Raw genomic sequence first — 14,555 nt, 5'->3', positions numbered from 1 at the left:
CCTGGCCCTCGACGGCCGGTTGGCCGCGGCCCTGGCCGAGTTCACGGCCGGCGCCCTCCATTTCACGCTGCGCCTGGCCAAAGCCCGGGCCAGGCTTCATGCCCATCTCGCCGAGACTCTTCTGCAATTCGCCGAGCTGCTTGCCGAGCGCATCCTGCTGGGCGCGCAGCTGTTTCAGCGCCTCACGCAGCTGCTCGGCCGTCATCTGGTCGGAGGGCTGCTGGCCTTCCTTGCCTTGCTGGCCCTGCTGCTGATCCTGAGGCTCGCCGTTCTCTCCGGGGTTCATCTCGTCGAGCAGCGGATCGTTCTCGCCCATATCAGACTCACCGCGCTGCATGCGGTCCCTGAGCTGCTGGTCGAGCCGGAAGGTCTGTTCCATCAGCTTCTGTTGGTCGCGCAGGATCTCGCCGAGCTTGTCGATCTGCTTGCGGGCCTCGCTGTTTTCCTGACTCTGCTGGCCGCGCTGTGGACGGCCCGCCTGCAGGTTGTTCATCATCCGCTGCAATTCCGACAGCATCTGCTGGGCGGCGTCACGATTGCCGGAGCGGGCGAGATTCTCGATCTGGTCCATCATCCGTTCCAGATCCTGCTGACGCAGGATATTTTGCGCGTTTTGGTTCGGCTGCATCGGCGCGTTCTGCATGCGTTGGGCAAGCTCGGTCATATAGTCCTGCATCGCCTTGCGAAGCTCGTCCATCAGCTTCTTGATCTCCGCGTCCGGGGCGTTGCGATCCAACGCGTCGGCGAGGTTCTGCTGGGCTTCGCGCAGCTTGCGCTCGGCAAGCGAAAGATCGCCATCTTCCATGCCGAGGGCGATCTCCCACAAATATTGGGCCGTATCCTTCAGCGCATCCTCGCCCCTTGCAAGTTTCATGCGCGTCAAGGCGGATTCCAAGAGCAGATAGTTGGTGAGCTTGGGGATCGTCTCCTCGGGACGAATGGTCAGTGCCTCGTTCAGCGCGATCGCCTGCGGCATCTTGCGCGTATCGAGCGCGAAAACCTGCCGTTCTTCGGCGACAGCCGCGGCAAGCGGCTCGTTGAAGGGCCGCGACGGCAGCGCCATCTCATACGGCGGGCTGCGGCCGGTCTGGCCTGCGGCATCCTTGGCAACGAGCGTGATGCGCACGCGCTTGCCGGCAAGCGGATGTTCGGTCAGGTTCCGGCTGGTCACACCCTTGGCGTCGCGGGCGTTGCGGCGGGGAATATCCAGCCGGTATTCCGGCAGCGGATAGAGCGGCGTTGCCGTCGGATCGGTGTCGACGGGAACGATCTCCGCATGCGCCTCCTGGACCCCGTAATCGTCCTTGACGGTGAAGGCGATTTCAAGCGCGCCGTTGACGCTGCGCTTCGGCAGGCCGTCGAAGGCAATCTCCGGCGCCTTGTCAGGGAGCACCTCGAAGCTCCAGCGCCGGCCGTTGACCTCGAGTGCACCGTTCTCCTGGAGCTTCATCATATGCGTCTGCGCGACGAGAGCCTGGCTGGCAGGTGCCGCCGTCGGCTGCTCGCTTCCGGATGCCGCCGTCTGCTGCGGTTTGGTATCCGCCTGTACGGCGATATCCTGCGCCTCGCCGTTGGCCTTGCGGAACACGACTTTTTCGGCCGTCTTTCCGCCGCTGACCCGTACGGTAAGGCCCGAAAACTGCGGAATGCCGATCGGCGCCTGCTCGCTGCCGTCAGCCGTCAGATAGATCGGGGCGCGGCCGGTATAGGAAGGCGGCGTCACCCAGGCGTCGATGCGCACCGCCGGATCGCTGACCACCTGCTCGGGTGCTGCCTGCAACGCGTCGCGGATCGAGCCGCCGTTGATCGACAGCGAATAACCGAAGGCCGTGACGAGCAGCAGCGCCGGGACGGCGCGCAGCGCAAAACGGTCATGCGCGGCGATATCAGGCCGCGGCAGTCCGGCATCGAGTGCTGCGATCTTTTCGGCCATGCGCGTCTGGTGCTCGCGCCAGAGAGCTCGGCCAAAGGGCGTATCAAAGGCCGGCTCGTCTTCCTGGACGGTGACCGGCTGGTGCGGCAGGCCGTTGCGCTCCTCCAGCATGCGGTCGGCTTCTGCGATCCTCGGCCAGCGCAGGGTGCGGAAGGGGAGGAGCGTGACGAGAAAAGCGCCAGCAAAGGCGATGAGCAGCAGGATGCGCAGCCAGTCCGGCACGCTGCGGAAGAGACCGAACCAGGAGGCGGAGAGATAAAAGGCGATGACGGATAGTACCGGCATCAGAGGCGGCAGCAGCTGCTCGAAAAAGAGCACGATGCGCGCCAGCAGGCGTTTCGTCGTCACCAGCCGGGCAAGCGAGGGCCGGAACGCAAATGCACCTTTCTTCTGCCTCGAGGGGCTTGTCATCGGTCCGGTCTCCGCGATCTGGCGTTCTGGAACAGAGGGCGCTTCCGGCGATTGCAGGGCAATACGCTCATGAACGAAAGGATAACACTCTTTGTGGCGAAGGCGAGGGCGAGCGGCCAGTAATACTGGCTTTTCACGGTTATTCGCCAAAAAGTGATGCGACTTAAAGCGCGTCGCGATCTTTCGGATTGCTTCGCGCGCTTTAGGTCTTTGTTTTACCCATGTCGTTATCGGAAAACCGCCGCGCACTTTTGCGCGACATGCTTAGAGCGCCGTGCGTCCTTTCGGACGCACAAAGGACGCTCTAACTCTTTCAATCCTCGCATCGTGCTTTCCGAAAATCGTCCGATTTTCGGGCCGATGCGCTAGTCGAGCCAGGCCGGAACGGAGTCGAGGCTGATCAGTTCGGCATAGGTTCTGCGCGGTCGAATCGTATGGAAATCGCTGCCCCTGACCAGAACTTCGGGCACCAGCAGGCGGCTGTTATAAGTGCCGGCCTGGACCGCACCGTAGGCGCCGGCAGTGCTGACGGCCATCAGGTCGCCGGGCTTCGGCATCGCCATCTCGCGGTCGAGCGCCAGATAATCGCCGGTCTCGCAAACGGGGCCGACCACGTCGGCGCGGATGCGGGGGGCGTTGGCCGCTGAAATTGTTACCGGCCGGATCTCGTGATAGGCCTCGTAGAGCGTCGGGCGGATGAGGTCGTTCATCGCGCCGTCGACGATGACGAAGGTCTTTTCGCCGCCATCCTTCACATAGAGGACTTCGGTCACGAGGATACCGGCATTGCCAACGATCAGGCGGCCGGGCTCGGTGATGATCTTGCAGTCCAAGCCGCGCAGCTGGTTCTTGACGATTGCCGCATAGGCATCCGGCAGCGGCGGCGGATTGTTGTCGTCCTTGTAGGGGATGCCGAGGCCGCCGCCGATATCGACGTGGTGGATGGTGTGGCCGTCGGCGCGGAGCGTCGCGACAAGGTCGTGCAACAACTTGAAGGCGTCGTCGAAGGGCTGCAGTTCCGTGATCTGACTGCCGATATGCATGTCGATGCCGGTAACCTCGATGCCCGGCAGCTTGGCGGCATGGGCATAGATGGCGCGGGCGCGCTCCCAGGAGATGCCGAACTTGTTTTCTTTCTTGCCGGTCGAGATCTTGGAATGCGTCTTCGCATCGACATCCGGGTTGATGCGGAAGGAGACCGGCGCTTTCTTGCCCGCGCTGACGGCGCGCTGATTGAGGATCTCGAGCTCGGGCTCGGATTCGACGTTGAAGCAGTAGATGCCGGCCTCAAGCGCAAAATCCATCTCGGACGGCGTCTTACCGACACCTGAGAACATGATGCGGCTCGCCGGAATATCGGCGGCAAGCGCGCGGCGCAGCTCGCCTTCCGAGACGACATCGATGCCGGCGCCGAGGCGGCCCAGCGTCTTCAGCACCGCCTGGTTCGAATTCGCCTTCATCGCATAACAGACCATGGAGTCCATGTCGGCGAAGGCTTCCGAAAAGACGCGGTAGTGGCGTTCCAGCGTCGCGGTGGAATAGACGTAGAAAGGTGTGCCGACCGCCTTGGCGATCTCGGGAACGGGAACGTTCTCGGCATGAAGGACGCCGTCACGGTACTCGAAATGGTTCACGGGCTTATGCCTTAAAGAAGGGGATCGAGAAGGAAGGGCTTGTCGACAGTTCCCGGCTGTTTCGTCGGCTTGGAAACGTCGCCTTCCTTGGTTGCCGCAGCACTCGGCGGATCGAGGTCGCCCTTGCGCCCGCATCCGGCAACGGCAAGGCCGATGACGGCGAGAACCGCCGTCAGGCGGATGAGATGCGGCAAGCTCTTCATGGATATCCTCTTCTGCGGCATGTGCTGGCATCATTCATATCGAATGATGGACATCTTCATAGCGAAGTTTATCCGCCTTGTGCACCCTGATTGTTGGACGGTCTTTCCACCTGCAGGAAGGGTGTGGCGGCTCTTCGCCACGCCTGATATCTCTTAGTTGCGGGCGCGCCAGAAGGCGATCTGCCTGCGCACTTCGGACGGCGCCGTGCCGCCGAAGCTCTTGCGGCTGGCGACCGAGGCCTCGACGGTCAGCACGTCGTAGACCTTGTCGGTGATGTCGGGGTGGATCGCCTGCAGATCGGAAAGCGGAAGTTCGGCAAGGTCGCAGCCCTTGCTTTCGGCGAGTGCTACGGCGCGGCCGGTCACGTGATGGGCATCGCGGAAGGGGAGGCCGGCTTCGCGCACCAGCCAGTCGGCAAGATCGGTCGCCGTCGAATAGCCGGAGCCGGCCGCCGCCTTCATGCGCGCGGTGTTGATGGTCATGTCGCGCACCATGCCGGTCATGGCAGCGATTGCCAGTTCCAGGCTCTCGGCTGCGTCGAAGACCTGTTCCTTGTCTTCCTGCATGTCCTTGGAATAGGCGAGCGGCAGACCCTTCATGATCGTCAACAGCGCCACCAGCGAGCCGTTGATGCGGCCGGTCTTGGCGCGCACCAGTTCAGCGGCATCCGGATTCTTCTTCTGCGGCATGATCGATGAGCCGGTCGAGAAGGCGTCGGAGAGACGCACGAATCCGAATTGCGGGGTCGACCAAATGACGATCTCTTCTGCCAGACGCGACAGGTGCATGCCCGCAATCGCCGCGATTGACAGGAATTCGATGGCGAAATCGCGGTCGGAGACCGTATCGATGGAGTTGCGGGTCGGCTCGCGGAAACCGAGCGCCTTGGCTGTCATGTGGCGGTCGATCGGATAGCCGGTGCCGGCAAGGGCTGCGGCGCCGATGGGGCTTTCATCCAGATGCTCGATGGCGTGGCGCACGCGCGAGCGATCGCGGCCGAACATTTCGACATAGGCCATGCAGTGATGGCCGAAGGTAACGGGCTGGGCGGTCTGCAGATGGGTGAAGCCCGGCATGACGCTTTCGGCATGTTCTTCGGCGCGGTCGAGGAAGGCCGCGATCAGGCCGGTCAGCATCTGCTCGGTCTTCTGCAGCTCTTCCTTCACCCAGAGGCGGAAGTCGAGCGCCACCTGATCATTGCGCGAGCGGGCGGTGTGCAGGCGGCCGGCGGCCGGTCCGATCAGCGTCGCCAGGCGTGCCTCGACATTCATGTGGATGTCTTCGAGCTGACGCGAGAATTCGAAATTGCCGCTTTCGATTTCTGACAGGATCGTGTTTAGCCCGTGAACGATCTTGTCCTTATCGTCTGATGAAATGATCGCCTGATGGGCAAGCATGGTCGCGTGGGCGATCGAACCACGGATGTCCTGGGCGAATAGCTTCTTGTCGAAACCGATCGAGGCATTTATCTCCTCCATGATCGCGTCCGGGCCGGAGGCGAAGCGCCCACCCCACATCTGGTTGGAGGATTTGGTGTCCGTGTTGTTCTCGGCCATGGAAGATGCCCGTCCTGGAGAATGAAATGACGACGAAAAAACCCTTCGGCCTGCCGTCCGGAAAATTGATCGCAATCGCCGCCGTCGCAGGTGTCGTTGCAGGTGCGGCAGCGGTATACGTGAAGGAGAAGGGGATTGGCAATGGGATCGGCAGCAGCGCTTCGGCCGAATGCTCGCTGGCGAAGGAGCGTGCTGCCAATCTGGCACCGCTCATGAAGGGGCAGGTGGCCGCCATGGTTGCCGCCACTGAGCCGCGCAAGCTGACGGCGGTTTCCTTCAACGGGCCGGATGGCAAGCCGCTGACGCTCGATCATTTCGCCGGCAAGACCGTGCTTCTCAATCTCTGGGCCACCTGGTGCGTGCCCTGCCGCGAGGAAATGCCGGCGCTGAACGCACTCGAAAAGGAGATGGGTAGCGACAGGTTCCAGGTCGTGCCGGTCAATATCGACACCGGCGACGATGAGAAGCCGAAGACGTTCCTGACTGAAACCGGCGTCGATGCGCTGCAGCTCTACCGCGACAATACGATCGGCGTGTTCAACAGCCTGAAGAAGGAAGGCCTTGCCTTCGGCCTTCCGGTGACGCTGCTGCTCAACGACAAGGGCTGCCTGATCTCCGCCATGAACGGCCCGGCCGCGTGGGATAGCGAAGACGCGAAGGCGCTAATCAAGGGTGCGATCGGGTCGTAACGACGTTGATCAGGAGTCCCCATCTCCTCTCATGAGAAAGACGCCGGCGATTCCGATAAGGACGCAGCATTGCAGCAGGAACATGGGTGTTTCGGTCGACATGGCGTTTCCTCCCGTTCCCGGCAAGGAAAGCATTTAGCGGGCGCTCGGTCTATTCGCCCTTTCAGGTGATGGCCGCTTACCGCGTCGGGACCGGCACTTCGCCACGATAGTCATAGAAGCCGCGGCCGGACTTGCGTCCGAGCCAGCCGGCTTCGACATATTTTACCAGCAGCGGGCAGGGACGATATTTCGAATCCGCCAGGCCGTCATGCAGCACCTGCATGATCGAGAGGCAGGTGTCGAGGCCGATGAAATCGGCAAGCTGCAGCGGTCCCATCGGGTGGTTGGCGCCGAGCTTCATCGCCGTATCGATGGCGTCGACCGTGCCGACGCCTTCATAGAGCGTGTAGATCGCTTCGTTGATCATCGGCAGCAGGATGCGGTTGACGATGAAGGCAGGGAAATCCTCGGCGACGGTGATGGTCTTTTCCAGAGTTCCGACGAATTCCTTGGCGGCGGAAAAGGTCTTCTCGTCGGTCGCGATGCCGCGCACCAGTTCGACCAGCTTCATCACCGGCACCGGGTTCATGAAATGTATGCCCATGAAGCGCTCGGGGCGGTCGGTGGCGGCAGCAAGCCGGGTGATAGACAGGGAAGAGGTGTTGGTGGCAAGCAGTGCTTCCGGCTTCAGGACCGGACAGACCTGCGTATAGATCTTGCGCTTGACCGTTTCATCCTCGGTGGCGGCCTCGATGACGAGATCGGAGGGGGCGAGATCATTGACATCGGACGAGCCTGTGATGAGCGACAAGGTCGACTTGCGCTCCTCTTCGGTCATCTTGCCGTTCGTCACCAGGCGGGCCAGGTTGCCGTTGATGGTGGCAAGGCCAGATTCGATGCGGTCCTGCGAGAGATCGTAGATGTGAACCCTGTAACCTGCGGCGGCCGAAACATGCGCGATGCCGCAGCCCATCTGACCGGCACCGATAATACCAATATTCTTCAACACCGCATTCATCTCCAAACCCCCGCACGGCATTCGCCCCCGCGCCGCCGCATCTTTCTAGCAATACTGCCGGACGAAGGATCGCCCGGCAGCAGTAGTAGCCCGATAAAAGATAATTTTCCAGTCATTCGCAAGTGCGAAAGAAAAGCATTTGGCGCGGTCACAGCGCCTTTTGCAATTCCGGCAGGGCGTCGAAGAGATCGGCGACCAATCCGTAGTCGGCGACCTGGAAGATCGGCGCCTCCTCGTCCTTGTTGATGGCGACGATGACCTTCGAATCCTTCATGCCGGCCAGATGCTGGATGGCGCCTGAAATGCCGCAGGCGATATAGAGCTGCGGCGCCACCACCTTGCCGGTCTGGCCGACCTGCCAGTCGTTGGGGGCATAACCGGCGTCGACAGCCGCACGGGATGCACCGACGGCAGCACCGAGCTTGTCGGCGAGCGGCAGGATGACCTCCCTGAACTTCTCGGCAGAGCCGAGCGCCCGGCCGCCGGAGATGATGATCTTCGCAGACGTCAGTTCCGGACGGTCGGAGGCCGACAGCGCGTCCCGGACGAAGGTCGACAGCCCCGGATCGGAAACCGCCGGGATCGCCTCGACGGTGGCCGAACCACCTTCCGGCGAAGAGGCAAAGGATGCGGTGCGCACGGTGATCACCTTTTTGGCATCGGTCGCCTGCACCGTCTGGATGGCATTGCCGGCATAGATCGGCCGCTTGAAGGTGTCTGCAGAGATCACCTCGATGATCTCGGAGACCTGGGCGACATCGAGCAGGGCTGCCACCCGCGGCAGCACATTCTTGCCGACCGAGGTGGCGGCCGAGATGATCGTGTCGTAGCTGGCTGAGAGCGAGACGATCAGGTCAGCCAGCGGCTCGGCCAGATTGTTGGCCAGTTCGTCGCTTTCGGCCAGCAGCACCTTGGAGACGCCGGCAAGCTTGGCTGCGGCATCGGCAGCAGGCTTGGCAGCCTTGCCGGCGACGAGAATGTGGATATCGCCGCCGATCTTTGCGGCAGCCGTCAGCGTCTTGGCGGTCTGGTCGGACAGGCTTGCATTGTCGTGGTCAGCCAGAAGAAGAATGGTCATGATGATGGTTCCTGTTCCAACCTGATTACAGCACGCCGGCTTCGTTTTTGAGCTTGTCGATGAGTTCGGCGACCGACTTGACCTTGACGCCGGCCTTGCGGCCCGACGGCTCCTCGGTCTTCAAGACCTTGAGGCGCGGCGTGGTCGAGATGCCGAAATCATCAGGGCTCTTCTTGTCGAGCGGCTTCTTCTTCGCCTTCATGATATTCGGCAGCGAGGCATAACGCGGTTCGTTCAAGCGCAGATCCGTGGTGACGACCGCCGGCAGCTTGATCTCGATCGTCTGCAGGCCGCCATCGACTTCACGGGTCACCTGAGCCTTGCCGTCACCGATCTCGATCTTCGAGGCGAAAGTGGCCTGGGCCGTTCCCATCAGTGCTGCCAGCATCTGGCCGGTCTGGTTGCTGTCGTCATCGATCGCCTGCTTGCCGACGATGATCAGGCCGGGCTGTTCGACATCGGCCACAGCCTTGAGGATCTTGGCGACAGTGAGCGGCTCGACTTGATCGTCGGTCTCAACCAGGATCGCCCGGTCAGCACCCATGGCAAGTGCTGTCCGCAACGTTTCCTCGGCCTTGGCAGGACCGATCGACACCACGACCACTTCCTCGGCCTTGCCGGCTTCCTTCAGCCGCAGCGCCTCTTCCACCGAGATCTCGTCGAACGGGTTCATCGACATCTTCACATTGGCAAGCTCGACACCCGTGCCATCCGGCTTCACCCGGATCTTCACGTTGTAGTCGACAACCCGTTTGACTGGGACGAGTATCTTCATGGGGTCCTTCCTTCAGGAGAAACTGGCTTCAGAGGCTTTTTAGAAAATGCGCGCTTGGGCGCCGCTCCGATTGTCGAATGGCGACATGGATACGCGTTTTTCCTCCAATTTCAACGCTTCCATGACGCCGACAGGCAATTTGCCTCGGCAATATATGGACGTTTACGTTCACGTCAATATTGTCGTCAGCGACGGCCCCAGGGAAATCGCTGTGCCGTCCGCCCGTCCGTGCCGGCTGCGATGGCCGGGCCGGCGCCTGGGTCGTTTCTGACGGCGCGGGGCGTGACGATCTGCCGGTCGAAGAGCGGCACACCAGGCCGGCGCAACACGAGGATCAGGAAAGCTCCGGCAAGGATACCGCCGACATGCGCGCCCCAGGAAACGTCGCCGTCAGGTGCGATCGCCAGCATGAAGAATTGCTGTCCTATCCACAAAAGCAGCGGCACGAAGGCCGGCAGGGGCAACGGCACACGGAAAAACACCAGCACCCAGACCCTGACGCGTGGATGCAGCAAGACATAGGCGGCAACGACGCCGGAGACCGCCCCCGATGCGCCGACCAGCGGCGCTTCCGAGGTCATGGTCAGTAGGCCGTGGCAAAGCGCGCCGGCGGCGGCGCAAACGAGATAGAAAATCAGGAAGCGCAGATGTCCCATCGCATCCTCGACATTGTCGCCGAAGACCCAGAGGAAGATCATGTTGCCGGCCAGATGCCAGAAGCCGGTGTGGACGAAAGCATAGGTGAGGTAGGTCAGCGGTTCCGGCACGATTTCGAGTCCCTGCGCCAGCATCGCATGGCCGAAGGCAATCGCCGGGATGTAGCCGAGCCCGACGGTCGTCGCCTGGGCTGCCTGTTCGCTCTCCAGGCTGGTCAAAAGCCAGACCGCGATATTCAGCGCGATCAGTGTGAGCGTCACCCACTGAACCTTGATATATTTCAGCGTATTGGCATCGTGAAGTGGTATGAACATAAAGGCCCCCCGGCGATCGTGAACGCGGCAAGCCTATCTGTTTTTTCCCGGAACCCAAAGTACATCCGCATGGCCCTGGTCATTTGCATGACGCGCGGCGACGAAGAGGAAATCGGAGAGGCGGTTGACGTATTTCATCGCCGGCTCGCCGACGATTTCGCCGTCGGTGCGGGTAAGCGCGACCATCAAACGCTCGGCGCGCCGCGCAATCGTGCGGGCAAGATGCAGATGGGCGGCAGCCGGGGTGCCGCCTGGCAGGATGAAGGATTTCAGCGGCTCCAGCCCGGCGTTCAGCCGGTCGATATCGTGCTCGACGCGGTCGACCTGCGTCTCGGCGATCCGTAGCGGCTCGTAGGTCGGTGGCTCACCGGTGTCAGGGGTGGCGAGATCGGCGCCGAGATCGAAGAGATCGTTCTGGATCGACATCAGCATGGCATCGAGTTCGGGCAAGCCGGCCGTGTGCAGCCGCGCCAGGCCGATCGCGGAATTGGCCTCATCGATCGTGCCGTAGGCCTCGACGCGCAGATCGTCTTTTCGCCGGCGCGGGCCGGAAACCAGCCCGGTCGTGCCGTCATCGCCTGTTTTCGTGTAGATCTTGTTGAGCTTGACCATGGTTTCCCCCTTGAAGTCCGGTCAGGTCGGGCGGCCGCCGCCGGTCAGCCAGAGCGTCAGCATGATCAGGACGACGGCGATCGCCTGCAACAGCACACGAAGCTGCATCAGTTTGTTGGAACGGTTGGCATCGCCGCCCTTCATCATGTTGAAGAGACCGCGGATCAGGACGAGGGCGACGACGCCCATGACGATGATTGCGAGGATATAGGTGACCGTGGACATAGCGTTCTGCTTTCTCAGTCAGTCCGTCCAGCGCATCAGGCGATAGAAGAGGTCTGCCGGAAGCAGCCGCTTCAGGAACATGCCCTGCTTAGCCGGAGTCGTTACAGGATAATGTGGCCTCGGATTTTTCGAGTTCAATGCGTGTTTCAACACGGAATAGACCGCTTCCGGGCCGAGCTTATGGCGGTTGACCGGCCCCGATCCGTCGAGTCTCGCCAGTTGTCTGGTGTAATCGACCGCGTGCGGCGAATTCTCGAGATCGATATGCTCCTTGATCTTGGCGAGCGCATTGGCGGTGAACCGCGTGGCGATCGGTCCCGGCTCGATCAGGCTGACATGGATGCCGCTGCCCTGCAGCTCCATGCGCAGGGTGATGCTGAGACCTTCCAGCGCGAATTTGGAAGCTGTGTAGGCGCCGCGAAAGCGATAGGGGGCAATGCCGAGGATCGACGAACATTGCACTATCCTCCCCTCTCCGCGTTTGCGCATCAGCGGAATGATCTGCCGCGTCAGCTCGTGCCAGCCGAAGAAATTCGCCTCGAACTGCGCGCGCAGCGTTGCCGTCGATAGATCCTCGACGGCGCCCGGCTGGCCGTAGGCGCCGTTATTGAAGAGCGCGTCGATACGACCGCCGCTGCGTTCCAGAACTGCGCCGACCAGGTCGGAAATCGTCTCGGTCCTGGCATAGTCCATCAGGAAGGCTTCGATGCCTTCCGCTTCCAACCCCTTGAGATCGTCCGGCTTGCGCACCGTCGCGAAGACACGCCAACCATCGGCTTTCAGCGCCCGTGCGCAATGAGCGCCAATACCGGACGAACATCCGGTCACGACGATGGTGCGCTGCTCCGCCATGGAATGATTCCTGTACAAAATGGGACTCGTTTCCCATATTCGGCCAGAGGATACAATCTGGAAAGCCGGAGACGGAATGCTGAAGGTGCTGCGCACGATCTACGACGTGATCTATGACGCGATCTGTCACATGGTCGAGGACGACGGCTTCGCCATGGCAAGTCACGTGGCGCTGTCGAGCCTGCTTGCGGTTTTTCCCTTCCTGATCTTCGGCACGGCGCTTGCAAGCTTCCTCGGCGCCGATCAGTTTTCCTCGACCGCCATCCACCTGATCTTCGACACCTGGCCCGAGGCGATCGCCAAGCCGCTTGCCGACCAGGTGCTGCAGGTGCTGACCATTCCGCGCGGCGGGCTGCTGACGATCTCGGTGCTGGCGGCCGCCTATTTCGCCTCGAACGGCGTCGAGGCGCTGCGCATCTCGCTCAATCGCGCCTACCGGGTGCAGGAAACGCGGCCCTGGTATTTCACGCGTCTCGCCAGCCTGGGCTACGTGCTGATCGCAGTCATCATCTTCACGGCGATCAGCATTCTGCTCGTCGCCCTGCCGCTGGCGCTCGATTATTCCAGGAAGTGGTTTCCGCTGTTTGCCGATACGCTCGATATCGTCTTCAGCTGGCGCATCTATGGCACGCTGGTGGTTCTGACGGTCGGACTGCTGGTCATGCATCTCTGGCTGCCGGCCGGCAAGCGACGGGTCTTCGACGTCATTCCCGGCGTCTTGCTGACGCTGCTTCTCTGGCTCGCCGGCGCGCTGATCTTTGCCTATTACCTGGCGACCTTCGCCAACTATACGGCAACCTATGCCGGTCTCGCCTCTGTCATGATCGTGCTGATCTTCCTCTACATGGTCGGCGTCATCTTCATCATCGGCGCGGAGATCAATGCGGCGCTGATCAAGTTCCGCGTCTTCCGGATGTTCTCCCACACGCTTTCGATCGTCGGCAGAGAGCGTGTCGAAAGGCAATCAGAGCCCGACAAGGCGGCGAACATCCGCCCCTGACATGCCCCGGGCACGCAATTCGCCAAGCCCGCTGTCGCCTTGGCTTTTCGAAAGCTTGCGGCCGTCGGCGTCGAGAACGAGACGATGATGGTGATAGACCGGCTGCGGCAGGCCGAGCAGCACCTGCAACAGGCGGTGCACCGATGTCGCGTGGAAGAGGTCGAGCCCACGCACGACGTGGGTCACGCGCTGCAGCGCATCGTCGATGACCACCGACAGATGATAGCTCGATGGCGCATCCGAGCGCGACAGGATGACGTCGCCCCAGACGTCGGGCTCGGCGGCGATCTCACCTGTCCTGCCGTCGCCGGTTTCCGTCCAGAACAGCAGCTCGCCGATCAGGTCGAGCGCTTTGCGCATATCGAGCCGCCAGGCATGTTTCTTCCCCGAGGTCAGCATGTCCCGCCATTCGTCTGCCGGACGCTCGCGATCAATTGCGGGATAATGCGGAGTGCCGTCGGGATCGCGCGGCCAGGGATCACCCGCTGCCTCGTAGGCAACGATGCGCGCCTTCACCTCGCCGCGCGTCAGAAAGGCCGGATAGACCAGCCCGCGCTCGATCAGCGTGTGCAACGCCGCCTGATATTCGGGGAAATGTTCCGACTGGCGCCGCACCGGGCTCTCCCAGCTGATATCAAGCCATTCGAGATCCCTATGAATGCCGGCCTCGAACTCAGGTGTGCAGCGCGCCTGGTCGATATCCTCGATGCGCAGCAGCAGGCGGCCTTGTTCGGCCTCCGCCATGTCGTGGTTCAGCAGGGCCGAGAGGGCATGTCCGAGATGCAGCGGTCCGTTGGGGCTCGGCGCAAAACGAAAGACGGGTTTTTGACGCTCACTCGTGGTCATGCTTTCTTCTGCCATGGATTCGGTTTTTGAACCACTGCGAGGCAAAGTGCAGATCATCCGCAACGACGACGATGTCAGGCAGGGGCTCGAAGCGTTGCTTCGCCTCGATCCGCGCCTTGCGCCGATCGTCGCGGAGGCCGGGCCCATTCCGCTGCGATTGCGCGAGCCCGGCTTTGCCGGCCTTGCCCATATCATCGTCTCGCAGATGGTGTCGCGCGCCAGCGCCGACGCGATCTGGCGGCGCATGCTGCCGGCGGACGGTTCGCTGACGGCCGAAGGTTACGCACTGCTTCACGCCGAGGCATGGCGCGAATTCGGCCTGTCGCGCGCCAAGGCCGAGACGCTGTCGCGGATCGCCGAAGCGGTCGCCTCCGGCCGTCTCGATCTCTCCGGGCTCTGCCTGAAACCGCCGGGCGAGGCGCTTGGCGAACTGACGGCGTTGAAGGGCGTCGGACCGTGGACGGCAGAGGTCTATCTGATGTTTTGCGGCGGCCATGCCGATGTTTTCCCGGCCGGCGATGTCGCGCTGCAGAATGCCGTCGGGGCGGCATTCGGTCTTGCAGCACGGCCGCAGGCGAAGGCGCTTGCTGAGCTTTCGGAAGTCTGGTCGCCGTGGCGCTCGGTGGCGGCACGACTTTTCTGGGCCTACTACGCCACGAAGATGCGCCGTGACATGGTGCCGATCGGCTGATCGGCAACACTCTTCAAA

General features: G+C 62.1%; 15 protein-coding genes. 3 read left to right on the top strand and 12 right to left on the bottom strand.

From position 1 onward, the window contains the following. From MOV76_RS20185 to argH, 4 genes are all read right to left on the bottom strand, one after another. Nucleotides 1-2,344: TIGR02302 family protein (locus tag MOV76_RS20185; RefSeq protein ID WP_247265145.1), on the bottom strand; the 2,344-nt coding region annotated here is incomplete at its 3' end. A gap of 365 nt (nucleotides 2,345-2,709) precedes the next feature. Then, nucleotides 2,710-3,978 carry a diaminopimelate decarboxylase gene (gene lysA, locus MOV76_RS20180; RefSeq protein WP_018243783.1) on the bottom strand — a complete coding sequence of 423 codons (1,269 nt, stop codon included), beginning with the start codon at nucleotides 3,976-3,978 and terminating at the stop codon, nucleotides 2,710-2,712. Between the two features lie 11 nt (nucleotides 3,979-3,989). Beyond that, complete coding sequence (gene lptM / locus MOV76_RS20175) at nucleotides 3,990-4,202, bottom strand: LPS translocon maturation chaperone LptM (RefSeq protein ID WP_018243782.1); 213 nt, start codon at nucleotides 4,200-4,202, stop codon at nucleotides 3,990-3,992. A gap of 132 nt (nucleotides 4,203-4,334) precedes the next feature. Further along, the gene (gene argH / locus MOV76_RS20170) at nucleotides 4,335-5,738 is read right to left on the bottom strand and encodes an argininosuccinate lyase (protein ID WP_018448101.1); all 1,404 of its coding nucleotides are present in this window, start codon (nucleotides 5,736-5,738) and stop codon (nucleotides 4,335-4,337) included. Between the two features lie 26 nt (nucleotides 5,739-5,764). Here argH and tlpA point away from each other — a divergent pair, with 26 nt between their 5' ends. Further along, entirely contained in the window at nucleotides 5,765-6,427 is a 663-nt protein-coding gene (gene tlpA / locus MOV76_RS20165; RefSeq protein ID WP_018243780.1) for a thiol:disulfide interchange protein TlpA, read from the top strand. 178 nt (nucleotides 6,428-6,605) lie between these two features. On the opposite strand, the gene MOV76_RS20160 is transcribed toward tlpA, so the two are convergent. The 7 genes from MOV76_RS20160 to MOV76_RS20130 all read right to left on the bottom strand — a co-directional run bounded on the left by MOV76_RS20160 (nucleotide 6,606) and on the right by MOV76_RS20130 (nucleotide 12,000). Continuing rightward, nucleotides 6,606-7,487 (bottom strand): 3-hydroxybutyryl-CoA dehydrogenase, encoded by an 882-nt coding sequence (locus tag MOV76_RS20160; RefSeq protein ID WP_003543296.1) that lies wholly within the window; start codon nucleotides 7,485-7,487, stop codon nucleotides 6,606-6,608. A 148-nt stretch (nucleotides 7,488-7,635) separates the two neighbouring features. Continuing rightward, on the bottom strand, nucleotides 7,636-8,565 hold the full coding sequence (locus tag MOV76_RS20155) for an electron transfer flavoprotein subunit alpha/FixB family protein (RefSeq protein WP_247265144.1): 930 nt from the start codon (nucleotides 8,563-8,565) through the stop codon (nucleotides 7,636-7,638). 25 nt (nucleotides 8,566-8,590) lie between these two features. Beyond that, nucleotides 8,591-9,340, bottom strand: a complete 750-nt coding sequence (locus MOV76_RS20150) for an electron transfer flavoprotein subunit beta/FixA family protein (protein WP_247265143.1) — start codon at nucleotides 9,338-9,340, stop codon at nucleotides 8,591-8,593. Nucleotides 9,341-9,525: 185 nt separating this feature from the next. Further along, on the bottom strand, nucleotides 9,526-10,311 hold the full coding sequence (locus MOV76_RS20145) for a rhomboid family intramembrane serine protease (RefSeq protein WP_018243776.1): 786 nt from the start codon (nucleotides 10,309-10,311) through the stop codon (nucleotides 9,526-9,528). A gap of 33 nt (nucleotides 10,312-10,344) precedes the next feature. Beyond that, nucleotides 10,345-10,923 (bottom strand): cob(I)yrinic acid a,c-diamide adenosyltransferase, encoded by a 579-nt coding sequence (locus tag MOV76_RS20140; protein WP_130718054.1) that lies wholly within the window; start codon nucleotides 10,921-10,923, stop codon nucleotides 10,345-10,347. A gap of 21 nt (nucleotides 10,924-10,944) precedes the next feature. Continuing rightward, nucleotides 10,945-11,148, bottom strand: a complete 204-nt coding sequence (locus MOV76_RS20135; RefSeq protein ID WP_018243774.1) for a twin transmembrane helix small protein — start codon at nucleotides 11,146-11,148, stop codon at nucleotides 10,945-10,947. Nucleotides 11,149-11,166: 18 nt separating this feature from the next. After that, nucleotides 11,167-12,000, bottom strand: a complete 834-nt coding sequence (locus tag MOV76_RS20130) for an SDR family oxidoreductase (RefSeq protein ID WP_247265142.1) — start codon at nucleotides 11,998-12,000, stop codon at nucleotides 11,167-11,169. Nucleotides 12,001-12,076: 76 nt separating this feature from the next. On the opposite strand from MOV76_RS20130, the gene MOV76_RS20125 reads away from it, so the two are divergent. After that, the gene (locus MOV76_RS20125; protein ID WP_018243772.1) at nucleotides 12,077-13,000 is read left to right on the top strand and encodes a YihY/virulence factor BrkB family protein; all 924 of its coding nucleotides are present in this window, start codon (nucleotides 12,077-12,079) and stop codon (nucleotides 12,998-13,000) included. Here the strand turns inward: MOV76_RS20125 and gluQRS are convergent. After that, nucleotides 12,965-13,846, bottom strand: coding sequence for a tRNA glutamyl-Q(34) synthetase GluQRS (gene gluQRS / locus MOV76_RS20120; RefSeq protein WP_130718050.1), 882 nt, complete (start codon nucleotides 13,844-13,846; stop codon nucleotides 12,965-12,967). The two genes, MOV76_RS20125 and gluQRS, sit on opposite strands and share 36 nt — an antisense overlap. Here gluQRS and MOV76_RS20115 point away from each other — a divergent pair. Beyond that, nucleotides 13,845-14,537 carry a DNA-3-methyladenine glycosylase gene (locus MOV76_RS20115; RefSeq protein ID WP_130718928.1) on the top strand — a complete coding sequence of 231 codons (693 nt, stop codon included), beginning with the start codon at nucleotides 13,845-13,847 and terminating at the stop codon, nucleotides 14,535-14,537. The genes gluQRS and MOV76_RS20115 overlap by 2 nt on opposite strands. The last annotated feature ends 18 nt before the right edge of the window (nucleotides 14,538-14,555 follow it).

Source organism: Rhizobium sp. PRIMUS64 (assembly GCF_023006465.1).
GTDB lineage: Bacteria > Pseudomonadota > Alphaproteobacteria > Rhizobiales > Rhizobiaceae > Rhizobium > Rhizobium leguminosarum.
Note: the sequence above shows the minus strand (reverse complement) of the source record. Positions and strands in the feature narration are given on the sequence as shown.